At 58.6% G+C, this 20,722-nt stretch carries 23 protein-coding genes; 9 read left to right on the forward strand and 14 right to left on the reverse strand.

The window, feature by feature from the left end; all coding sequences use genetic code 11:
* Positions 1 to 116 precede the first annotated feature (116 nt).
* Positions 117 to 269, reverse strand: coding sequence for a hypothetical protein (locus RMR13_RS01370; RefSeq protein ID WP_310598851.1), 153 nt, complete (start codon positions 267 to 269; stop codon positions 117 to 119).
* Positions 270 to 546: 277 nt separating this feature from the next.
* Here RMR13_RS01370 and purB point away from each other — a divergent pair, with 277 nt between their 5' ends.
* The 6 genes from purB (at position 547) to RMR13_RS01400 (ending at position 5,527) form a co-directional block, all read left to right on the forward strand.
* Entirely contained in the window at positions 547 to 1,992 is a 1,446-nt protein-coding gene (gene purB, locus RMR13_RS01375; RefSeq protein ID WP_310598852.1) for an adenylosuccinate lyase, read from the forward strand.
* Positions 1,993 to 2,018: 26 nt separating this feature from the next.
* Positions 2,019 to 2,261: a DUF4911 domain-containing protein gene (locus RMR13_RS01380; RefSeq protein WP_310598853.1), complete on the forward strand. Its 243-nt coding sequence runs from the start codon at positions 2,019 to 2,021 to the stop codon at positions 2,259 to 2,261.
* Positions 2,258 to 3,613 carry a tRNA (N6-isopentenyl adenosine(37)-C2)-methylthiotransferase MiaB gene (gene miaB / locus RMR13_RS01385; protein ID WP_310598854.1) on the forward strand — a complete coding sequence of 452 codons (1,356 nt, stop codon included), beginning with the start codon at positions 2,258 to 2,260 and terminating at the stop codon, positions 3,611 to 3,613. Before RMR13_RS01380 ends, miaB begins: the two co-directional genes overlap by 4 nt.
* Positions 3,614 to 3,646: 33 nt before the next feature.
* Positions 3,647 to 4,303 (forward strand): histidinol phosphate phosphatase domain-containing protein, encoded by a 657-nt coding sequence (locus tag RMR13_RS01390; protein WP_310598855.1) that lies wholly within the window; start codon positions 3,647 to 3,649, stop codon positions 4,301 to 4,303.
* Between the two features lie 23 nt (positions 4,304 to 4,326).
* Entirely contained in the window at positions 4,327 to 5,196 is an 870-nt protein-coding gene (locus tag RMR13_RS01395) for a radical SAM protein (protein ID WP_310598856.1), read from the forward strand.
* A 79-nt stretch (positions 5,197 to 5,275) separates the two neighbouring features.
* Complete coding sequence (locus RMR13_RS01400) at positions 5,276 to 5,527, forward strand: RNA-binding S4 domain-containing protein (RefSeq protein WP_310598857.1); 252 nt, start codon at positions 5,276 to 5,278, stop codon at positions 5,525 to 5,527.
* A gap of 36 nt (positions 5,528 to 5,563) precedes the next feature.
* Here the strand turns inward: RMR13_RS01400 and RMR13_RS01405 are convergent, their stop codons facing one another.
* A complete protein-coding gene (locus RMR13_RS01405; protein WP_310598858.1) occupies positions 5,564 to 6,454 on the reverse strand; it encodes a phosphoribosylaminoimidazolesuccinocarboxamide synthase in 891 nt (296 codons plus the stop codon).
* A 178-nt stretch (positions 6,455 to 6,632) separates the two neighbouring features.
* On the opposite strand from RMR13_RS01405, the gene RMR13_RS01410 reads away from it, so the two are divergent.
* On the forward strand, positions 6,633 to 7,091 hold the full coding sequence (locus tag RMR13_RS01410) for an Hsp20/alpha crystallin family protein (protein WP_310598859.1): 459 nt from the start codon (positions 6,633 to 6,635) through the stop codon (positions 7,089 to 7,091).
* Positions 7,092 to 7,103: 12 nt separating this feature from the next.
* Complete coding sequence (locus RMR13_RS01415; RefSeq protein WP_310598860.1) at positions 7,104 to 7,502, forward strand: Hsp20/alpha crystallin family protein; 399 nt, start codon at positions 7,104 to 7,106, stop codon at positions 7,500 to 7,502.
* A gap of 30 nt (positions 7,503 to 7,532) precedes the next feature.
* On the opposite strand, the gene RMR13_RS01420 is transcribed toward RMR13_RS01415, so the two are convergent.
* From RMR13_RS01420 to RMR13_RS01460, 9 genes are all read right to left on the reverse strand, one after another.
* Positions 7,533 to 8,354: a DUF3108 domain-containing protein gene (locus RMR13_RS01420; RefSeq protein ID WP_310598861.1), complete on the reverse strand. Its 822-nt coding sequence runs from the start codon at positions 8,352 to 8,354 to the stop codon at positions 7,533 to 7,535.
* 1 nt (position 8,355) lies between these two features.
* The gene (locus RMR13_RS01425; protein WP_310598862.1) at positions 8,356 to 9,213 is read right to left on the reverse strand and encodes a UbiA-like polyprenyltransferase; all 858 of its coding nucleotides are present in this window, start codon (positions 9,211 to 9,213) and stop codon (positions 8,356 to 8,358) included.
* 2 nt (positions 9,214 to 9,215) lie between these two features.
* Complete coding sequence (locus tag RMR13_RS01430; RefSeq protein WP_310598863.1) at positions 9,216 to 9,788, reverse strand: UbiX family flavin prenyltransferase; 573 nt, start codon at positions 9,786 to 9,788, stop codon at positions 9,216 to 9,218.
* 2 nt (positions 9,789 to 9,790) lie between these two features.
* Positions 9,791 to 10,510 carry a ubiquinone/menaquinone biosynthesis methyltransferase gene (locus RMR13_RS01435; protein ID WP_310598864.1) on the reverse strand — a complete coding sequence of 240 codons (720 nt, stop codon included), beginning with the start codon at positions 10,508 to 10,510 and terminating at the stop codon, positions 9,791 to 9,793.
* Between the two features lie 42 nt (positions 10,511 to 10,552).
* Positions 10,553 to 11,377 (reverse strand): menaquinone biosynthesis protein, encoded by an 825-nt coding sequence (locus RMR13_RS01440; protein ID WP_310598865.1) that lies wholly within the window; start codon positions 11,375 to 11,377, stop codon positions 10,553 to 10,555.
* Positions 11,378 to 11,387: 10 nt separating this feature from the next.
* A complete protein-coding gene (locus RMR13_RS01445) occupies positions 11,388 to 12,614 on the reverse strand; it encodes an amidohydrolase family protein (protein ID WP_310598866.1) in 1,227 nt (408 codons plus the stop codon).
* Complete coding sequence (gene mqnC, locus RMR13_RS01450) at positions 12,614 to 13,675, reverse strand: cyclic dehypoxanthinyl futalosine synthase (RefSeq protein ID WP_310598867.1); 1,062 nt, start codon at positions 13,673 to 13,675, stop codon at positions 12,614 to 12,616. The genes RMR13_RS01445 and mqnC overlap by 1 nt, the downstream gene beginning before the upstream one ends.
* Before the next feature lie 5 nt (positions 13,676 to 13,680).
* Positions 13,681 to 14,775: an aminofutalosine synthase MqnE gene (gene mqnE / locus RMR13_RS01455; protein ID WP_310598868.1), complete on the reverse strand. Its 1,095-nt coding sequence runs from the start codon at positions 14,773 to 14,775 to the stop codon at positions 13,681 to 13,683.
* Positions 14,776 to 14,849: 74 nt separating this feature from the next.
* On the reverse strand, positions 14,850 to 16,169 hold the full coding sequence (locus tag RMR13_RS01460; RefSeq protein ID WP_310598869.1) for a sigma-70 family RNA polymerase sigma factor: 1,320 nt from the start codon (positions 16,167 to 16,169) through the stop codon (positions 14,850 to 14,852).
* Between the two features lie 191 nt (positions 16,170 to 16,360).
* On the opposite strand from RMR13_RS01460, the gene malQ reads away from it, so the two are divergent.
* Positions 16,361 to 17,941, forward strand: a complete 1,581-nt coding sequence (gene malQ, locus RMR13_RS01465) for a 4-alpha-glucanotransferase (RefSeq protein ID WP_310598870.1) — start codon at positions 16,361 to 16,363, stop codon at positions 17,939 to 17,941.
* A gap of 25 nt (positions 17,942 to 17,966) precedes the next feature.
* On the opposite strand, the gene RMR13_RS01470 is transcribed toward malQ, so the two are convergent.
* Genes RMR13_RS01470 through RMR13_RS01480 form a run of 3 tightly spaced genes read right to left on the reverse strand, consistent with a single transcriptional unit; the run spans position 17,967 to position 20,717 of the window.
* Positions 17,967 to 18,734, reverse strand: a complete 768-nt coding sequence (locus tag RMR13_RS01470) for a 4'-phosphopantetheinyl transferase superfamily protein (RefSeq protein WP_310598871.1) — start codon at positions 18,732 to 18,734, stop codon at positions 17,967 to 17,969.
* A complete protein-coding gene (locus tag RMR13_RS01475; protein WP_310598895.1) occupies positions 18,682 to 19,545 on the reverse strand; it encodes an alpha/beta fold hydrolase in 864 nt (287 codons plus the stop codon). Before RMR13_RS01475 ends, RMR13_RS01470 begins: the two co-directional genes overlap by 53 nt.
* On the reverse strand, positions 19,536 to 20,717 hold the full coding sequence (locus RMR13_RS01480) for a Gfo/Idh/MocA family oxidoreductase (RefSeq protein ID WP_310598872.1): 1,182 nt from the start codon (positions 20,715 to 20,717) through the stop codon (positions 19,536 to 19,538). Before RMR13_RS01480 ends, RMR13_RS01475 begins: the two co-directional genes overlap by 10 nt.
* Positions 20,718 to 20,722 lie beyond the last annotated feature (5 nt).

Consider the following 20,722-nt stretch of genomic DNA (forward strand, 5'->3'; position numbering starts at 1 on the left):
TGATAGATTTTCAATGAAGAACGATGCCGCAACCCGCTCCCAAACCATACAAATCAAGCGCCCGATTTTGGACACCTTGCCTTGATCAATTTGCTGCGGCCTGGGCGTGAATGCAGTCACACCGTTTCTGTTTTTCTGCTCAACTCTTCAAGCAAACCTGCGCCATATATTTTTTGAGAAGCCGCATCGGTTAGCTTCCTCACGTTTGATTGCCGACGGCGTGTGGATGAGTTTGAATTTGTTTGAATGACAACTTTAACTTCGAGCATCTCCCCTTCCCCGCGTCGTAGATGCAGATGCATTTTTTTGTTTTGTGAAACTTGGCCATGTTTATGAGCTATGGCCCCTCTTTTAGCTCGGCGCAGATGCTACGGACATAAAACTTGGCCTTGCTGCTCAGGTGGTGTAGTTTAATAAGTTTGATGACTTGCGCTTTTGTGGTTGAATCTTGAGCCATGACGCGTTGTGTTTTAGACAATGCATTGAATGCGTTTTTTAACCATGTGTATTGCCTTTTATTTTTAATGTTCAACAAGGCGAGCTTTTATGAATCGTGACATCTATCAAGAACCCTTGGTTTCTCGTTACACCAGCCGTGCGATGCAAGAATTGTTTTCCGAAAAATACAAATTCACCCATTGGCGCAAATGCTGGGTGGCCCTGGCCGAAGCTCAGCACGAACTAGGGTTGACTGCGGTAACCGCCGAGATGGTCGCCGAGCTCAAGGCTCATATTGACAATATTGATTATGAAGTGGCAGCTGCCAAAGAACGTGAAATCCGCCACGATGTCATGGCCCATGTCTTTGCTTACGGCCAACAGTGCCCCCTGGCCGAGCCGATCATCCATCTTGGCGCAACATCGCAGTTTGTGGTCTGCAACACCGACCTGCTTATCCAGAAACGGGCCTTACGGCTGATCAAGGGGGGCTTGCTTAAAGTGATCGCCAATCTTGCGAACTTTTGCGAGAACAACAAGGACATTGCCACATTGGGCTACACCCATTATCAGCCGGCGCAACCGACGACCGTAGGCAAGAGGAATACGCTGTATCTTCAAGATTTATTGATGGATCTTGATTACATCGAACACCTGGAGCGCCAGATTAAGGCCCGGGGGGCCAAGGGAACGGTCGGAACCCAGGCCACCTTTATCGAACTGTTCAATGGTGATCACGAGAAAGTTCGCGAACTCGACCGGTTGGTTTCCCGCAAAATCGGTTTTGGCGATGCCTTTCCGGTCACCGGTCAAACCTATCCCCGTAAGCTCGACATGAAAACCGCGGAAACCCTGGCCGGTATCGGCGCTTCTGCCCACAAATTCGCGGTTGATCTACGACTGCTTTCCAACCTCAAGGTGCAGGAAGAGCCTTTTGAGAGCAAGCAGGTCGGCAGTTCCGCCATGGCGTACAAGCGCAATCCGATGCGGGCCGAACGGATGACCGGTCTTGCTCGAAAACTGATGGGACTGCCGATCAATTTTGCAGCAACCGCAGCAAATCAATGGTTTGAGCGCACGTTGGACGACTCGGCCATTCGACGGATGGATATGGCCCAGGCCTTCCTGTTGACCGACGCTATTTTGAAGTTGTACATCAATATCACCAGCAATATGGTTGTCTATCCAAAACAAATAGAAAAACATTTGCGCGAAGAGCTGCCTTTCATGGCCACGGAAAAAATCCTGATGGCCTGTGTCGAGCGCGGTAAAAGCCGACAGGAAATGCACGAGGTAATACGTGAGCATTCGGTTGCATCCGGCTTTGCCGTCAAGAATAACGGCGAATCGAACAATCTGCTTGAATTGCTGGCCAGGGATAGCCGCATCCCCTTTGATCGGGTGGAACTGGAGAGCCTGATCGGCGATTATCAGCAGTTTACCGGCCGCGCCGCCGTGCAGACCACGGAATTTCTTCGGGAACAGGTTAAGCCGGTTCTTGAGCGCTACAAAGACATCGTTGCCCAGGATGTCGACGCGTCTCTTAGTGTTTAATGTTGTCCCGCAATCCCGTCGTTGCCATGCCTGTGGTCGTCGAATGGTTTCTCTTGATCCGACCTGAAAAAATCAGCTGGCTCCGCTTTATCCTTGAGGGATACGATGGGCTGGCCATTCTCTCCACCCTTGCGGTCGAAAGAGGCCTGGTGCGCATCCAGACGCTTGACTGCAATATGGCGGCCACCATGCGGCTTCTTGAAGAATTGGCTGAACAGTTGAGTCTATTTTCTTCTCAATCCAGTAATGATCGGACCTTGGTTTTATGAGTAAGAATTTGTACATCAAGACCTTTGGCTGCCAGATGAACGAGCGGGACTCGGAAATCATCGAACAGCTGCTTGCCCAGGAAGGGTATGTCGCCATCGCCGAACCCGAAGGTGCGGACCTTATCTTGATCAATACCTGCAGTATCAGGGAGAAGGCGGAACAGAAGGTCTTCTCCCTGCTCGGCTCTTTGCGGCCGGAAAAGCAAAAAAATCCAAAGCTGCTCCTCGGTGTGACCGGCTGCGTGGCCCAACAGGAGGGCGAACAGATTCGCGAGCGAATGCCCCATGTCGATCTGATCGTGGGCACCCAGCAGATCTACCGGCTGCCGGAACTGCTGGACCGCCTGAGCCAGGGCGTGACCAGCAAGGAAATCGCCACCAACATGGAGGCCTCCTTTACCATCCCCCCCTTTCAGAAACTCCTGAACAGCGCATTCCCCTCCCCTTCTTCGGCCGCGTATGGTTTCAAACGATTTGTCACCATCATGCAGGGTTGCGACAACTTCTGCAGCTATTGCGTGGTTCCGGGCACCAGGGGGCGGGAAATCAGCCGACCAATGGCCGATATTCTGGAAGAGGTGGAAATCCTGGTTTCGCAAGGGGTGCGGGAAATCACCCTGTTGGGGCAAAATGTCAATTCTTATGGCGCTGCCAACCAGGTTGCCGAACAGCCGGTCAACTTTCCCCGATTGCTGCGGGAAGTGGCTGCGATCAAAGGGGTGCAGCGATTACGCTTCACCACTTCTCATCCCAAGGATCTTACCGAAGAACTCATGCGTTGTTTTGCCGAGATCGACAATCTCTGCCCCCATTTTCATTTGCCGGTCCAATCGGGTTCCAATGCGGTGCTGCGGCGGATGAACCGAAAATACACGGTGGAAACCTATCTGGAAAAAGTGGAGTTGCTCAGGCGCTACCGGCCCGACATTGCCCTCGCGACCGATATCATTGTCGGTTTTCCCGGCGAAACCGACAATGATTTCCAGGCGACCATGGATCTGCTCAACCATGTACGGTTTCACGGCTCCTTTTCCTTCAAATATTCCGACCGCCCCCACACCCGCTCCGTCGAATTTGACGACAAGATTCCCGAAGAGGTGAAAAGCGCGCGGCTCGCGATGTTTCAGGAGCGGCAGGATGCGATATCCTTAGAGCGAAATCGAGAGTATATAGGGAAAAAAGTTGAAGTGATGATCGAAGGGGTGAACGAGGCCGGCCTCAAGGGCCGTACTGCGGGCAACCACATGGTTCACTGTGCAGACGGAGCAACTTGCCTGCTTCCCGGCGATCTTGCCACGGTACACATCCAGCACGCCGGCAAGCATTCCTTGAAGGGTGTGCTCGAGAACTGACGTTAACAATTTGACGCAAGGCACCAGAACAACATGATAGATCTGCATACTCATACTTTTTTCAGCGATGGCGCCTTGGTGCCGGCTGAGCATGTTCGCCGGGTCGAAGTGCTCGGATATACAGCCATAGCCATTACCGACCACGCCGATTCCTCCAATATTCACTTCCTGATCCCGGCGCTGCTTAAAGCGGCCAGGGATTTGAACCCCCATACCACCACTCGATTGATTGTCGGGGTCGAATTAACCCATGTGCCACCTGCCCTGATCGGCCCCTTGACCCAGGAATCGCGGGCCTTGGGTGCCCAGCTGGTGGTGGTGCACGGCGAAACTCCGGTGGAACCGGTTGCCCCGGGAACCAATCGGGCCGCCTTGGAAGCGGGCGTCGACGTTCTGGCGCACCCCGGTTTCATCACCGAAGCGGAAGCGAAGCTGGCGGCAAAAAACAATATCCTGCTGGAATTGTCCGGCCGCAAGGGGCACAGCCTGACCAACGGCCATGTGGCCCGGATGGCAGCCCTGACCAACGCGCCCTTGGCCATCAATGCCGATGCGCACGCACCGGGCGATTTCCTCACCGCTGCCATGGCGGAAACCGTGGGGATGGGCGCCGGACTCAGCCGGGAACAATATCAGACGGTCCGGAACAACATGGCCGCCCTGGTCGAGCGACTGCCATCAATCGGCTAACACTTTAATACGTAGAAAATTCCATGCATTATCAAGGAACGGTCTATCGGCCGCCCAGCGAGGCCAACAGCATACTGCTGCAGGTCACCACCGGTTGCTCGCACAACAAGTGCACCTTTTGCGGCATGTATAAGGGGCAGCGGTTTTCCCTTACTCCCGACGAGATTGTTTATGCCGACATCGACTATGCCGCCCGCCATTTCCCCCATGCCCGGAGACTGTTTCTTTGCGATGGCGATGCCCTGATTCTGCCGCAGAACACATTACGGGCCATTCTTGCCCGGATTCGCGAACAACTGCCCCATATCGACCGGGTCGGCATTTACGCCAACTGCAAGAGCCTCAAAGCGAAAACCGTCGAGGAATTGGAAGAATTGCGGCACCTTGGCCTGAAGATCGCCTACATGGGACTGGAAAGCGGCGACGACCGCACCTTGGCTGCCATCAATAAAGGGGCGACCGCTGCGGACATGGTCGCCATGGCGAGCAAGGCCAAGGCCGCCGGCATCATGTTGTCCGTGACCGTGCTGCTCGGCATCGCCGGTCCGGACCGCTCCTCGGTGCATGCCGAGGAAACCGGTCGAGTACTGAGTGCCATCGACCCGGAGTATGTGGGGGCGCTCAGCCTGATGATCGAACCCCAGACCAAGCTGCACGCCGATGTCCTGGCCGGTGATTTCGTCGTCCCCGGTCCCCTGGCCATTCTCGGCGAGTTGCGCGCCATGATCGCCGCCACCAATCTGCGCAACGGCCTGTTCCACGCCAACCATGCCTCCAATTATCTTCCGATTCGGGCCAAATTACCGGAAGAAAAGGCGGCAACCCTTGACCTGATCGACCAGGCCTTGGTCGGCAACCTGTCGCTGCGGCCTGAATTTCTTCGGGCCCTGTGAGCAATCTGCCGATATTCCTCAGGAAACCAAACACGCCTGCGACACTGGAGCAGTGCCCAACCTCCATTCCCATGAAGCCATGAAACCGGCGATCATCAATACCGACTATATCGAATTGGACAAGCTGCTCAAACGGGAGAATCTGGCGGCCAGTGGCGGCGAGGCCCGCTATTTGGTCAGCCAAGGCCTGGCGTCGGTCAATGGGGAGGTGGAAGCAAGGAAGCGGCGCAAGCTCTATCCCGGAGACCGGGTCGTCTGCCTCGGGGTCGAACTGCGGGTGGAGGCACGGCCCTGTTCCGCTCCGGAAGACGGGTCGGAACAGGGCGGGTAAACCGATAGGTTTGCGCCGGACGGAACCGAAAAGGAATCAGCGGGTCAGCCGTTCCTGGGCTTCCTGATAGCGACTGCGGGTTTTGTCCAGAATGTCCGCCGGTACCGGCGGCGGCGGCGGTTGCTTGTTCCAGGTGAGGCTTGAAAGATAGTCGCGCAGAAACTGTTTGTCGAAACTCGGCTGGCCCTGGCCGGGTTGATATCGATCCAAAGGCCAGAAACGCGAGGAATCCGGGGTGAGGACCTCATCGACCAGAGTCAGGGTGTCGCCGTCCAGGCCCATCTCGAATTTGGTGTCCGCGATAATGATGCCCTTGGTACGGGCATAATCGGCGGCACGCTGGTAGAGCTGCAGACTGACGGCAGCCATCTTCTCCGTTAGCTCCGCTCCGACCGCCTCCCGCATGCGTTCAAGAGAAATATTCTCATCGTGCAGGCCCTGCTCGGCCTTGGTGGAGGGGGTGAACAACGGTTGGGGAAACCGGTCCGACTCGCGCATCCCCGCAGGCAGAGTAAAGCCGCACACGGTCGTGTTTTTCTTGTAGGCGCTCCAGAACGAACCGCTCAGATACCCCCGGACAATGCATTCGATCGGCACCACCTTGGTCCGCTTGACCAACATGGAGCGGCCCTCCAACTGATCGCGGTACTGATGGCAGATCGCGGGGAATTGGTCGACCTCGGCACTGATCAGGTGGTTGGGCACGATGTCGGCCAACAGCTTGAACCAAAACAGGGAAATTTCGGTCAGCATCCTGCCCTTGCCGGGGATGGGATCGGCCATGACCACATCGTAGGCGGAAATCCGGTCGGTGGCCACCATCAGCAGTTTGTCGGGATGGCCGGAAATCTCGTACATGTCGCGCACCTTGCCCCGGTGCAGCAGGTGCAGATCCGGACAATCGGTGGCCAGCACAGCCTTGCTCATTGTTTCACTCCTTTCCTTCTTGATTAGAAAACATGACGATTGCTGCCGCCCACTGTGGTCATTGCCGGCACAAAATGCAACCGTCTTTTGATCGTGTCGGCATCCTTGACAAGTCGTGCCGGCACCTTACAATTTTCCTACACCGCGCCAACCCCAACCCCAACCAGGAGGTGCAGCCATGCCGTATGTCCGTTTCATAGACCGGCCGACATTCCGCAACCCGTGGGCCGAATTCGAGCGCATCCGCCAGGGACTCGACGAACTGTCCCGGTCGTACGCCGAAAAGAGCAAGGGCCAGGGCCGGGCCAATGTCTATCCGGCGCTCAATATTTACGAAGAAGCCGACCGGCTGGTGGTCACCGCCGAGTTGCCCGGCGTCAAGGCGTCGGATCTCGATCTGTCCATCGAGGGGGACACCCTCACCCTTCAGGGCAAGCGCGAGCGGCGGCAAAACGAGGCCGGGATTTCCTATCATCGCCGCGAAATCGAATCCGGCGGTTTCAGCCGGGCCATCGCCCTTCCGACCAAGGTGGATGCGGAACAGGTTGGCGCCCGACTGGTCGACGGCATTCTCACCATCACCCTGATGAAGGCTTCCGCCGTCACCCCGCGCCAGATCCAAATTACCGCCGAATAGGAGGAGGATGCCATGAGCGAACAGGAATTGAAGGTCCAGGAAAAGAAAGCGGCACGGCACGGCGGCGAAAACACCAAAAACGAAACCTATTTCGCCCCCCATGTCGACATCTACGAAACCGATCGCGAGGTGACGGTGATTGCCGACATGCCGGGGGTAACGGTGGAGGGTGTCGACCTGGCCCTGGAAGACAACATCCTTACCATCCAGGGCCATCGGGCGCCCCAGGCGCAACCTGGCCGGCTTATCCTCGAGGAGTACGAAATCGGCCATTATCTCCGGCGGTTCACCGTGGCCGAGAGCATCGACCAGGAGAAAATCGCCGCCTCCCTGGTCGACGGCGTGCTCACCGTGCGCCTGCCCAAGGCGGTGCCGGCGCAACCCCGAAAAATCGCGGTCAAACTCGGCTGACAGGTTGTCTGCCCGTCCGGCGCCTCACTGTCAACGGTTCTTCGCCTTGGTCAACTCGGGACAGGCGGGATTGGAGTAGTCGACCAGTTCCGCCACCAACGAACCGATCACGATCCTGGAATGGATCTCCACCGGTACCCGGCAGCGGTCGTCGGTGAGCCAGAGGGTGGTGTTGCCGCTTTTCTCGTACAGCCCCTTGAACTCCATCTTGGGCTGGACCACCAAGGTCGGCCTTTTGCCGAACATGGTTTCCCGCTCTTCCCGGTTGACGAGCGACACCTGCACCTCATGCCGCTTTCGATCGGCAAAGGTCGGAACCACGATGGGTTCACCCTCGCGGAGCACCAGGGCCCTGGTGATGATGAACGAGGCGAATTCGTTGTAGACCGAACCGGTGAGCTCGAATTGCTGCTCCTCTTCCTTGTTTTTCCGGTACCACACCATTCGCTTATCCTGGTCGTAGCGGGTCAGCCGGGTGATTTTCTTGCCGAATCCCTCCTTTTGCTCGACCTCGTAGCGGTACGGCAGCTTCATCGGGCCGCTGACGAAACAGACGAACCGGTCATCCACCGGATAAAAAACCTCCAACGGACCGTAATCCTTGACCTTTGCCGAGATGGCATAGGCGTCTTCCCTGCCCTGTTGCTTGTGGATATCCATGTAGATATCGCCGATCTTGAGACCGCCGCTCCAGCTGACCGCATAGTGCATGATCTCGCCCCCGGAAAAGACAACGGCAAGCACCTCCGGATCGAGCTGGGAAGGCCGAGTTTCGATGGCCTCGGCTTTTGCCGCGGCAACCGGACCGCTCAGCAGGATGGTCAACAGACAAACGATAATGGCCAAGGGCATGTCAGGCACCGGTTGCCAAGGCAATGCAGGTGGTTACGAACAGGGTCAGCGAGATCAAGCCGTTCATGGAAAAAAACGATTGCTTGATCCGGGAGAGATCCTTGGGCGTGACGATGAGATGCTGGTAGAACAGCGCCCCGCCCGTGACCGCGATGCCGCCGTAATACCAGTAGTTGAGCCCGGTCTGCAACCCGGTCAGGATGAACAGGAGAAAGGCCAGGACATGAAAGGCCACGGCGATCCGGAAACCGTTTTGGCGCCCGAAGATCGAGGGCATGGAAAACAGGCCGGCCTCGCGGTCGAAATCGGCGTCCAGGCAGGCGTAGACGCAGTCGAATCCGGCCACCCAAAACAGCACGCCCAGTGACAGCACCCACGGATATCCCTGGAAACTGGCGGATACCGCCACCCAGCCGCCCAACGGAGAGAAGGCCAGCGCCAGTCCGAGCACCACATGGCACAGCCAGGTGAACCGTTTGGTGAGCGAGTAGAAAAGCGTCAGGCCCAAGGCCAGCGGCGCCAGTTGCAGGGTCAATGGATTGAGCATGAAACAGGCGAAAAAAAACAATAAACCCGCCGCGATCACCATGGCCCAGGATTCGAGCAGGCTCACCTGGCCGGCAGGCAGGGCGCGGCTGGCGGTACGGGGATTGGCGGCGTCAAAGCGGCGGTCGACGATTCGGTTGAACCCCATGGCGCAGGTACGGGCACCGACCATGGCCAGGATCACCCAAAAAAACACCCGCAGCGAGGGGAGTCCCCGGGCGGCGAGAAAGGCGCCCATCAGGGCAAAGGGCATGGCGAACACCGTGTGTTCGAACTTGATCATCTCCAACAGGATTTTGAGTTTGTGCCACATGCTCATCCCTCTTGCCAGCGGTCGATACGCCCATCTTCCACCGGAATACCCAGTACATCGCAGAGCCGGGCGGCAAAATGGCGGGCTAGGTCGTCGGTGGTGCGCGGATGATGGTAAAACGAGGGCATGGGAGGGCAGATAATCGCTCCGGCCTCGTGGGCGGCCAGCATGTTGCGCAGATGGGTCCGGTTGAGCGGCGTTTCCCGTACGGCCAGCAGCAGGGGCCGCCGCTCCTTGAGGGCGACATCGGCACTGCGGTGAATCAGATTGCCGCAACAGCCGTTGGCAATGGCGGCCAGGCTGCCCATGCTGCACGGCAGCACGACCATGGCGTCGTAGCGGGCGGACCCGGAAGCCGGTGGCGCGAAGAAATCCTCGGGCGCAAACCAGCTGTTCACCAGGGGCAACTGTTCCGGTACCAGGCCCAATTCAAAGGCCAGCACCTTGCGCCCGGTCTCGGAAGCGATGCCGTGGACCTCGATGGATTGACCGGCCAGCAACTCGAGCAGCGCCGGAATATAGAGCATGCCGGTGGCGCCGGTGATGCCCAGAAGAATGCGTCGACACTCCGCCATGTTCACTCCTTGATGCCGATGTAGATGGAGACGATGCCGAAAGTCAGCGGCAACCGGGTCGCCGTGGCGAAACCGGCCTCGCGCATCATGGCCAGCAGTTCCTCCGGCTCGTAGAAGGCGGCGATCGAGGACGCCAGATACTGATACGCCTCCTTGTCGCCTGAGATCAGGCCGGCGATGACCGGCAGCACCCGGTTGAGATAGAAGGTGTAGATGGGTTTGACGATCGGGTTGGTGGGGCGGGAAAATTCCAAGATCAGCAGCTTGCCCGAAGGCCGCAGGATGCGATGCATCTCGCGCAAGCCTTGCAAGGTCCGGGACAGGTTACGGACCCCGAAGGCAACGGTGCAGCCCCAGAACATGCCGGACGGCGCCGGAATGACCTCGCCGTCGCCGCAGACCGGAACGATCCGGTCCCTGCGGTTGTCGTCAGGAAGGGCCCCGGCCCCGGCCCGCAGCATGTCCTCGCAGAAATCGACGGCCAGTACTCTTCTGGCTTCGGCCTGACGGGTCAGCTCCAGGGCCAGCGGCAAGGTGCCGGCGCAGAGATCGAGCACCCAGCCGTCGGGAAAGGCGCGCAACAGCCGGGTGGTCCGCCAACGCCAGTAGCGGTCGATCTGCAGGGAGAGCAGCGAATTGAGGAGATCGTACCGACCGCTGATCGAAGAAAATTTCTCGCGAACGAATTTCTTCTTGGCGTCAGGGGATTGCATATCGTTCATGCGCGCGTCGTTGGCATACTCCGGCCGGGGGGCACGACCGGTTTATTGGAATATCTTCAGGGGCAGGGCCGAGGGCGGCGCCTCGCCACGGTCGATCAGATATTGGAAGAAACGCTCCAGGGCCTGGCACTTCACCGGTGAAAGATCGTGCTGGATGCCCATGAGATAGGCCGAACAGGTCTCGCAATCCATGGGAATGCGGCGTGCGACCCGGTCGCAGATCTCGGCCATCCGCACCGCGCCCTGCTGTCGGCATTCGACCAGCATCTTGCGGATGGCCCTGGCGTTTTCCGGCTGTTCGGCCAAAAACGCCTCGCGCACCGCGCACACCGAAAACACAAAGGGCAGGCCGGTTCTCTCGTGCCACACCTCGCCCAGGTCGAGCTGCACCGGATATGGCCCCTCGGTCCGGAGCCGCAGGGCATCGTCGCCGATGGCCAGCACCGCGCTGACACCGTCAAGCCGCACGCCTTCGCCGCAGACCTCGCCGATCTCGTAGCGCGGCTTGACCCGGTAGAATTCCTCCAGAATGATCTTGACCAGCCGGACCGAGGTGTCGGATTGACCGGTCAGGCGGATCAGCTTGCCGTCCAAAGTCTCGGGTTCGGCCTGGGAAAAGAGGAAAACCGAGCCCACCGGGCCGGTGGCGCTGATCGACAGGTCGGCCAGGATCTGGTAGCGCTCGGGCCGGGCGGCATAGGCGTAGGAAGAGACAAAACCCATGTCGATCCGGTCCTCGGCCAGCAAAATGTTCAGTTGGCTCGGCTGCCCCTCGACCACCTGCCAGTCGTCGGGCAGAATTTGTTCCTTCCATATCTCGTAGATAGGGGCAACATTGATATAGTTCACCATGCCTATGCGTGCCATCGGTCGTGCCTCACTGCAAAATCCGGTCTAACTCGGCCTGTTCGCCGTTTTCCACCAAATAACGATAGAGCTGCTCCTCGCTCTCCACATCCTCGGGCAGCGGCACGGCCAGCAGATCCGCCTTTTTGCCGGCAGCCAAGGTCCCCAGGTGGCGGTCCATACCCAGGGCCTGGGCTCCGCCGAGGGTGGCCATGCGGAAGATCTCCGCCGCCTGCACCGCGGGATGCGCCATGGCCAGCAGCCGCATTTCCCGCCACAGGGAAAGCCGCGGATTGCTGGCCGCGCTGTCGGTGCCCAAAGCCGGCAACATACCATGATCGAGGTAGGTGCGCACCGGTGGCGTGCCGGTGCGCAGAAATTGATTGCTGCCGGGACAAAGGCAAACCTTGACGCCCTCCCCGGCCATGATCCGGACTTCCTCGTCGGCCACATGAATGGCGTGAATGCACAGGGTGCGGCTGTCGAGCAGGCCGAGATCGCGGAAATAGTGGATCGTGCCGCCACTGCCGCGGGGGACGAAGGAGCCGTCCCAAAAACCGCGCTGGCGAATGAATTCCACCATCTCTCCCCTGCCCTCCCGGATCATTTCGCCTTCGGCCGCAGGTTCGGCGGTGTGGATGGGAAAAACCTGTCCCAACGCCCTGGCCCGCTCCTTCAGCCGGCGTAGCAGGCGGGGATGGGTGGAGTACGGGGCGTGGCCGGAGCAGAGCGTGGCATCGTCTTCCCCATCAAGCCGTTGCATGTTTTTGGCCAGGCCGCGTTCGGCCAGGCCGAGATACTCCACAAAGGGCAGCAACCGGCCGGGAAAGAAGGCGGCCAGCGAGCGGCCGATGGCGGTGTTGCCGATATCGGCCAGCACGCCGGTACCACTGCGATACTGGTTTTCGGCAACGCAACGGGCCGCCTGTTCGGCCAGCTCTCCGGTTGCGCCGAGGCGGTCGCGGAGCTGCAACAGCCGGTTGATCCAACCGGTGAAGGTGGTGTCGAGGGGCGAGGCGGCCAAGGCGGCCAGATGCGAAAGTTCCAGGTGAATGTGGGCATTGATCAAGGCCGGGGTCAGGGCCATGCGTCGGTGCTCGCTCACCGTTGCCCCGGGATATTGCCGGCCAAGCCGCGCGGTTTCACCGACCGCGAGCAGGATGCCGTTCTTCACGGCGACCGCGCCGTTCTCGATGGGGGCGCCTTCGACCGGCACGACCCAGGCGGCGCTGTGAATGCGGATCAAGTCGGGGGCCATCACACCAGAGTGTAGTCCATCAACCGCTGCCTGGGGGTGAAACCGGCATCGGTCACCAAGCGCCTGATTTCCTCTTCCGACAGCCGGAAGCGGACTCCGGCCGCGGCCACCACGTTTTCCTCGATCATGGTGGAGCCGAAGTCGTTGGCGCCGAAAAAGAGCGAGAGTTGGGCGATTTTCGGTCCCTGGGTCACCCAGGAGGCCTGGATGTTCGGGACATTGTCCAGGAAAATCCGGCTTAGGGCCAGCATCCGCAGATAGCTGATCGCCGTGGTCTTGTCGATGGCGCGGGCGGCGGCCAAGGGGGTATGGTCGGGTTGGAACGACCAGGGAATGAAGGCGGTGAAACCGCCGGTCCGATCCTGGAGGTCGCGCACCCGCTGCAAATGCTCAAGCCGCTCCGCCAGGGTCTCGATATGGCCGAACATCATGGTGGCCGTGGTGCGCAGGCCGAGACCGTGGGCAGTGGCCATCACCTCGATCCATTGATCCGCATCGCACTTGTTCGGTGCCAGTTCCCGCCGCACCCGGTTGCTGAGGATTTCGGCGCCGCCTCCGGGAATGGAATCGAGCCCGGCGGCCATCAGCCGCTTGATCACCGTGGTCACCGAACAGCCGGATATCTTGGAAAAATGCACGATTTCCGGCGGAGAGAATCCATGAATATGGATGCCGGTGGCCTTCATGAACCGGAGCATGTCCTCGTAAAACTCCAGGGACAAATCCGGATGCAGGCCGCCTTGCAGCAGAATCTGGGTGCCGCCCAGGGCCTGGGTTTCGGCGATTTTCTGCGCCAGTTCCGCCTGGGTCAGCACCCCGCCGTTCCCCTCTTCCGGTGCCTTGAAAAACGCGCAGAACTTGCAGGCGGACATGCAGACATCGGTATAGTTGATGTTGCGGTCGATCACATAGGTGACCAACGGCTCCGGATGCAGCCGCATGCGGACGGCATGGGCCAGGAAGCCCAGTTGATGGAGGCTGGCCTGTTGCGCCAGGCACAAAAATTCCTCGCCGTCGATCCGCTGGCCGGACTCAATTTTCGCAATCGTCGTCTGCAACATACCGCTCAATAGGTAGCCAGGACATTGTAGAGGGTGTCGCGTTGCACCGGCTGCCGGCCCGCTTCCTGGATCAACCGGATCAACGTCTTGTGGCCGAGCGCCTGTTCGGTTTCCGCGCCGGCCATGTGCGTGATCACCTCCTCCTTGACCGTGCCGTCCATGTCGTCGGCGCCAAAGGCCAGGGCCACCTGGGCCATTTTGGGGCCGATCATCACCCAGTAGGCCTTGATGTGGGGGAAATTGTCGAGCATCAGCCGGCTGACCGCGATATTCTTGAGGTCGTTGATCCCGGTGGTGTTGGCGTGCTCGGCCATGGCGGTATTCTTGGGATGAAAGGCCAGGGGGATGAAGGCCAGAAAACCGTCGGTCTCGTCCTGGGCGCGTCGCAGGGCATCGAAATGCTCAAGCCGCTCCTCGATGGTTTCGATGTGGCCGTAGAGCATGGTGGCGTTGGTTTTCAATCCCACTCGATGCGCGGTTTTCGCCACCTCGATCCAGCCTTCGCCGGACAATTTTTTCTCGCAGGTCGCCTGGCGAATGCGCGGACTGAACACCTCGGCCCCACCGCCGGGCATCGAACCGAGGCCGGCATCGATCAATTGGCGCAGGGTCTGTTCCACCGACAAGCCCGCCATCTGGGCCAGATGGTGGATCTCAACGCAGGTGAAGGCCTGGATGTGCACCTCGGGCCGCACCTCCTTGATGCCGCGCAACATATCTATATAATAGGAAAAAGGCAGCTCGGGATGGAGACCTCCGACTATGTGCACCTCGCTGATCGGCTCGTCGAGCCGCTGCCTGACCTTGTCCTTGACCTCCTCCAGGGTCATTTCATAGGCCAGGGCATGGCCCTTTTCCTTGCCAAACGCGCAGAACTTGCACAGATTGATGCAGATGTTCGAATAGTTGACGTGTTGATTGTAGATGAAAAAGGCCTGGTTGCCGTTTTTTCGCTCCCGGACGATGTTGGCCAGATAGCCCAGGGCGAGGATATTGGGATGCCGGTACAGAGTGGCACCGTCGGCAAGGGACAACCGTTCCCCTCCCTTGACTTTTTCCAGAATGTTCCCCAAACCTGCCTGTTCGATATACGCATCCATAACGTGCCAACCTCGAAAACAAAAAAAGAAGCCCCTTGAAAAGGGGCTTGTCTTGATCAAAACCGGTAAAAAAACTAATCGAGGAAGAAACGGAGCTTTTCCCGGCGGCTGGAATGCCGCAGCCTGTTGAGCGCCTTCTTTTCGATCTGTCGGATGCGCTCGCGGGAAACATTGAACCGTTTGCCAATTTCCTCAAGGGTGTATTCCGCCTTTTCGCCGATACCGAACCGCAGGCGGATGATCTTTTCCTCGCGGTCGGTCAGGGTCGACAGCACCTCGGTCACCCGATGGGCCAGCTCCCTGTTCTGCACCGCGTCGTAGGGCGACTCGGATTCCTGGTTCTCAAGGAAATCGCCCAGGGTCGAGTCGTCGTCGCCGACCGGGGTTTCCAGGGAAATGGGTTCGCGCGAGGCTTCCAGGATGGCCAAAATCTTGTCCATGGGCAAGTCGGTCATCTTGGAGATTTCCACCGGGGTCGGTTCGCGGCCCAGTTCCTTGAGCAGCGAGTAGAAGGCCTTGAAAAACTGGCTCCGCAGCTCCAGGAAATGCACCGGCAACCGGATGGTGCGGGTCTTGTCGAGGATGGCCCGGGTGATGGCCTGGCGGATCCACCAGGAGGCATAGGTGGAAAATTTATTGCCTTTTTTGTAGTCAAAACGAAAAACGGCCCGCATCAAGCCGAGATTGCCTTCCTGGATCAGGTCGGCCAGGGTCAGGCCCTGGTGCATGTAGCGTTTGGCAATGGACACCACCAGGCGCAGGTTGGCCCGGATCATCGAATCCTTGGCAAATTCGATCGAACGGTTGTAGGCTTCGATTTTGGTGTTCAATTCGAACAGCTCGCGTCTTTCCGGATAATTCCGGTTGGCAATGCTGACGCAGTGCCGCATATAATTGAGCTGCTGCTTTTTCGGCTTGAGGGTCGGGTCGCGGCGCTGCCAGAGGTCGATGCGGTCGACTAGCATCTTGATTTCGGACACGCCGGATTGATCCTGGCGGATGGCATCGATGATGGCATCGAATCCCTCCCGGATCGTCTTGGAATACTTGGCTTCCTCTTCCGGGGTCAGCAGGTCGAACTGCCCCATCTCCCGCAAGTAGGTGGTGGTGGTTTCCTCGGATTCGTGCTCTTCGCTGTCAGGCAGGCTGTCGGAAACAGCTTCGTCTTCGCCGCACTTTTTCCCGGTCCATTCTTCGCCGGAAAGGGTCTTGCGCTTGCCCGATTCTTCCTGGGTGACAATCTCGATATTGTTTTCGCCCAGAAAATCGAAAAGTTCCTCGATGGCCCCAGGGTCTTTTATCTGTTCGGGGAGGAGTTCGTTGAGATGTTGAAAGGTAATACAACCTTCGTCTTTTCCGGCCTCAAGAAGGTCATTTTTTATACCAGAGAGCACCGCCTTCTCCTATCGATTTGTGCGTGGACACAAAGGTTTTAAAGACAAAAAGAATTTTATAGAATACTCTCTTGCAAGAAAAAAGCAACCGGAGAGTACCCCGCATGCGAAAAAAAGCAGAGACGCGAACCTTTTCATCGAATGGGCACTCACGCCCAAGCCCTTTGTTTCCTCGGACGGAAAATAAAAATATGAAGAACAATAGAACATTCGTAAACATTCTCCGGCAAAGGTCAAGCGGAATTTTGCTGCCGATTTTCTCCCTGCCGGGCCCGCACGGCATCGGCGATCTGGGCCCATCCGCCCTGCAATTTGTCGATTTTCTCAAGGCGGGCGGACAAAGCTGCTGGCAGATCCTGCCCATCGGTCCGGTCAACCCGCTGTTCGGCAATTCCCCTTACATGAGTCCTTCGGCCTTTGCCGGCTCTCCGTTATTGATCAGTCCAGAATTGCTGGTAGTCCAGGATCTGCTCCGGCCGGACGAGACCGAACCGCCGGAGTTTTCCGAATACTGCGTCGACTACGGCCGGGCCGCCCAACACAAACACAAGCTGCTGACCCTGGCGTGGCAGCGGTTTCAGTGCCGTTCCGACCGGGCCGACTTGCTGCAAAAGTTTATCCACGGCCATCCCTGGTGCATCGATTATGCCCTGTTTGTGGCCCTCAAACAGCGTTATCGCGACAAACCATGGTACGAATGGCCGGAAGACATTCGTCAACGCCGGCCCGAGGCTCTAGCCCAGGCCCAACGCGCCCTGCAGGACCAGGTCGACGCCGTGGTGTTCCAGCAGCATCTTTTTTTCGATCAATGGATTGAATTGCGAAATTATGCGCAGATACAAGGCATTCGCCTCGTTGGCGACCTGCCCATCTATGTGGCATTGGACAGCTCCGACGTCTGGGCCAATCAGGGGATTTTCCAGCTCGACGACAGCGGCACCCCCACCGATGTGGCCGGAGTGCCGCCCGATTACTTCAGCGCCACCGGACAGCGCTGGGGCAATCCCCTCTATCGCTGGGCCGCCGACGAAACGAAAACCCGTGCACAACTCTGGGATTGGTGGGAACAACGCCTGCGGCTGAATTTCCTGCTGGCCGACACGCTTCGGATCGACCATTTTCGTGGATTTTCAGCCTATTGGGCGGTCGCTGCAACGGAAGAAACCGCCATCAACGGTCGCTGGTTGCCGGGACCGGGCCAGCCATTTTTCGAGGAAATGGATCGACGGTTGGGGGGGATGTCCATCATTGCCGAGGATCTCGGCCTGATCACCCCGGATGTGGCATTGCTGCGGGACAACCTCGGCTATCCGGGAATGAACATCCTGCTTTTTGCCTTCGACGGCAATCCCCGGAACTCGTATCTTCCCTACAACATGGAAAAAAACAGTGTGGTCTACACCGGAACGCACGACAACGACACCGCGGTCGGCTGGTTTCTCAACCCCGAAGTCGCCTGGGAAAGCAAACAACGGGCCAAGCGGTTCGTCAACCGGCCCGACGACCATGCCGGCTCCTTCCATCAGGAGCTGATCCACCTAGCCCTGTCCGCGCCGTCCAACCTCGCGATTTTGCCGATGCAGGATGTGCTCGGCTTTGGCAACGACTGCCGCCTGAACGTCCCCGGCGTTTTGGCCGGCAATTGGCAGTGGCGATGCGCCGGCCACTACATCAACGCCGAAGTCGCGGCCTGGCTGCACAGCCTGACCGATTTGTTCGGCAGGTTGCCGCAAGCGCTCGACCATCAAGATAAAGATCAACAAGATTCATGAGTTACACGGAAAAACCAAGGAAAACTCAAGCGCGTGTCCTAATGGCGACCAAGGCGCCGGCAACTCCCGGTTCCGGAGTAAAGGAGACCAACATCGGCCTCGATAAGGGCGCAGCATGCACATGCACGGCTTGATGCGCGCCAAGTGGAGGCAATGCAACCACCGGCGGCAAATCGAACGAAGCGAGCGCACGGCTCAAACCTTGGCCCGCAGCCTTTAAAAAGGCCTCTTTCCTACTCCAAAGGGAAAAAAAGAATGCCTGTTGTTCGGCGGCGTCGCACGCTTTAAGGGCGTCAAATTCCCTGGCAGTGAAAAACGACTGCGCAATTTCCGCATATTCGCAAACAGGGCGAATCCGCTCCACATCGACCCCGATTCGACACCCCAGGACCAGCGCGATACAGGCCAACCTTTGGGTGTGCGAAACGTTAAACGCCAGGCCTTCGCCGTCTTTCATCCCGCACAACAAGGGCTTGCCCCAGGCATTGCAAGTCAGCCGCACCTCGCCGGGCGCGATGCCCAGGCAACGCGCCAATAGGCATCGCAGCACGCTGCGAACCAGAATGAAACGGTGCCGGTCCCGGTCAAAACGAAATCGTGCGGCCCGCTGCCATTCATCCGCCGTGAGCCCGGAATAAGCGTGCGGCGGCAGGCAGTGGCCCTGATCGCAATCAAATAAATAGAGGTAAATGGCCTTGTCGTGCACCTCCCCTGCTTCGGGCGACAGCAACAGCCGTCGTTCAAGACGGTGGAAATGAATTTCCACCGAAACGTTCGGATGAAAGATCGGCATACGCCGGTGTTTGACCGGCGACAGCGGCATGTAACCGGCCGCTTTCCGGCTGACGCAGCAAACCGGAGATATCGCGAAGCAACTCGACGAGCACCAAGTCCTGGGCACTTTTGATGAAAAAATGGTTACCCGCAAACATGCGGCAGCAAAAAATTCCGGTGCTGTGCCGCTGCCAGGCCTCAAGTTCCTCTTGCGCCACCTCCTTGTCCGCCAAACCGCCGTACACCGTGAGCGGACATGGCAACGGTGCTTCCTCGGCATACACGTAGGTTTCGTCCACGGTAAAATCCGCTCGCAAGAGCGGCAGATAGAAGGCCATGAGTTCCTTGTTTGCAAGCAACACTTCAGGGGTGGCCTCGTAGCGGCGTAATTCCTCAATGAAAACATGTTCCGGCAATTGATGGAGCGGACGCGGTTCCCGCAAATGCGGCGCCCGGCTGCCGGCGACAAAAAGATGCCGAGGCTGCGGTTGATGCTTCTTGCGCAGCAAACGGGCCAGTTCAAAGGCGAGTTTCGCGCCCAGGCTGTGGCCGAAAAAAGCAAAGGGTTTGTTCAGAAAAGGCAGCAAGCCTGCAAACATCTGCTCCACCAACAGCCGGAGATCGGTGTGGGGCGCCTCGGTGATCCTGTTTTCCCGTCCCGGCAGTTGCACGCCGCAGACTTGCACGCCAACGGGCAAATGTTCCTGCCATTGGCGGAATATCGACGCACCCCCGCCCGCATAAGGAAAACAAAACAACCTGAAATCAGGCTCCGAGCCAAGGGGTTGGGGAAAAATCCAAGAAGTGTGAGAGGCGTTGTTCAATCGCATATCCAGGTCTCCGTGCGGTTGGATTTGTCCAAAAAAAAGCGGTATTCCCGATAGAGGATCGGGTCGGGCACGGCACGGATCGTCTCTTTCCGGCGGACATGCCGAGGTTTGCCGCACTGACGCATCGCCGCGACCCACAGATGAGCCAGCGCCACCAAATACGACTCACTCTGAAACATGGGGATTTCACCGGATTCGACCGCGTGCCGGAGCGTGGCGAGCGCGCCATGGATGCCTTCCGGCCAGTGGATGGCGAAGATGTCGGCATAGGAGGGCGCGTCGCCCGGCGTGAACTGCACCGTGGTCGGCTCGTGGCCAGCCCGGTGACCGGCGTGAAAATGGCGGGCCATGACCGTATCCGGCGTATGTCCATGGGAAGACTGCTCCGCCGGGCCGGATCGAGGATATCCCTGGGTCCAGATCACAGGACCGAAAGGGCTGAGCAAAATAACGTTGCCGCTCTCCGAACCGATGCAGATCCGGTGCATGACGAGGTAGTTGTGCACCGCGTCGTCCGGATCGAAATAGTGTTGTATTTTCAGGTACACCGGTATGCCGGCCAAGGTGCCTTCGATGCATTTGAACGGTGCCGGGCCGGTTTCAGCCCCAACGTTCGGTGCGATTTCCCGGCCCAAGGGGTCGTGCAGGACGAACGGATCGAGGCCGCCCAGGGCCTGGCCCACGATATCCAGGGCGGAATACGGCAGGGCGGTGGTTATGTCGATGAACAGCGGCCGTTCGTGACGGCTGCTTTGCCGCACATAGTCGATGAAGGTTTGTACGGCCCGGACATGCACAAAATGGCTGTTGACATGGTAGTGCGTCCCCAGCCGGTGCGACAGGCGCAGGCATTCGAGCAGGTCCGCGGGATGGAGCGGATGCTCCTGGACGACATGGATGCCCCGCTGCAGCAATTCCATGGCGATTCTGGTGCCGTTGCCGCCCAGAAGGGTCGACTTGACGGCCACGCAAGCCATGTCGATATCTCCAGGCAATTGGACGGTTTTCGTGTACAAGGGCACGCCCAGTTCCCTCGCCAGGGCTTGCGACCGGGCGCTGCCCGCCGCCAGGATGCCGGCAAGCTCAAAGTCGCATGGTTGCCGCGCAAAAGCGGAAAGATAGAACCGGCCGTAATTGGTGCCGCAGACGAGCACCCGAGGTTTGGACCGCATCGTGC

The organism is Desulfobulbus sp. (assembly GCF_031547805.1).
GTDB lineage: Bacteria > Desulfobacterota > Desulfobulbia > Desulfobulbales > Desulfobulbaceae > Desulfobulbus.

Coding starts and splice junctions, on each gene's coding strand:
- RMR13_RS01395 (WP_310598856.1), top strand. CDS start 4,327: ATGCATTATCAAGGAACGGTCTATCGGCCGCCCAGCGAGGCCAACAGC.
- RMR13_RS01445 (WP_310598866.1), bottom strand. CDS start 12,614: ATGGCCCCCGACTTGATCCGCATTCACAGCGCCGCCTGGGTCGTGCCG.
- RMR13_RS01380 (WP_310598853.1), top strand. CDS start 2,019: ATGCCTGTGGTCGTCGAATGGTTTCTCTTGATCCGACCTGAAAAAATC.
- RMR13_RS01430 (WP_310598863.1), bottom strand. CDS start 9,788: ATGGCGGAGTGTCGACGCATTCTTCTGGGCATCACCGGCGCCACCGGC.
- RMR13_RS01480 (WP_310598872.1), bottom strand. CDS start 20,717: ATGCGGTCCAAACCTCGGGTGCTCGTCTGCGGCACCAATTACGGCCGG.
- RMR13_RS01440 (WP_310598865.1), bottom strand. CDS start 11,377: ATGGCACGCATAGGCATGGTGAACTATATCAATGTTGCCCCTATCTAC.
- RMR13_RS01420 (WP_310598861.1), bottom strand. CDS start 8,354: ATGCCCTTGGCCATTATCGTTTGTCTGTTGACCATCCTGCTGAGCGGT.
- malQ (WP_310598870.1), top strand. CDS start 16,361: ATGAAGAACAATAGAACATTCGTAAACATTCTCCGGCAAAGGTCAAGC.
- mqnC (WP_310598867.1), bottom strand. CDS start 13,675: ATGTTGCAGACGACGATTGCGAAAATTGAGTCCGGCCAGCGGATCGAC.
- RMR13_RS01410 (WP_310598859.1), top strand. CDS start 6,633: ATGCCGTATGTCCGTTTCATAGACCGGCCGACATTCCGCAACCCGTGG.
- RMR13_RS01405 (WP_310598858.1), bottom strand. CDS start 6,454: ATGAGCAAGGCTGTGCTGGCCACCGATTGTCCGGATCTGCACCTGCTG.
- purB (WP_310598852.1), top strand. CDS start 547: ATGAATCGTGACATCTATCAAGAACCCTTGGTTTCTCGTTACACCAGC.
- RMR13_RS01390 (WP_310598855.1), top strand. CDS start 3,647: ATGATAGATCTGCATACTCATACTTTTTTCAGCGATGGCGCCTTGGTG.
- RMR13_RS01470 (WP_310598871.1), bottom strand. CDS start 18,734: ATGCCGATCTTTCATCCGAACGTTTCGGTGGAAATTCATTTCCACCGT.
- RMR13_RS01400 (WP_310598857.1), top strand. CDS start 5,276: ATGAAACCGGCGATCATCAATACCGACTATATCGAATTGGACAAGCTG.
- RMR13_RS01370 (WP_310598851.1), bottom strand. CDS start 269: ATGCTCGAAGTTAAAGTTGTCATTCAAACAAATTCAAACTCATCCACA.
- RMR13_RS01425 (WP_310598862.1), bottom strand. CDS start 9,213: ATGTGGCACAAACTCAAAATCCTGTTGGAGATGATCAAGTTCGAACAC.
- RMR13_RS01435 (WP_310598864.1), bottom strand. CDS start 10,510: ATGAACGATATGCAATCCCCTGACGCCAAGAAGAAATTCGTTCGCGAG.
- mqnE (WP_310598868.1), bottom strand. CDS start 14,775: ATGGATGCGTATATCGAACAGGCAGGTTTGGGGAACATTCTGGAAAAA.
- RMR13_RS01415 (WP_310598860.1), top strand. CDS start 7,104: ATGAGCGAACAGGAATTGAAGGTCCAGGAAAAGAAAGCGGCACGGCAC.
- miaB (WP_310598854.1), top strand. CDS start 2,258: ATGAGTAAGAATTTGTACATCAAGACCTTTGGCTGCCAGATGAACGAG.
- RMR13_RS01475 (WP_310598895.1), bottom strand. CDS start 19,545: ATGCGATTGAACAACGCCTCTCACACTTCTTGGATTTTTCCCCAACCC.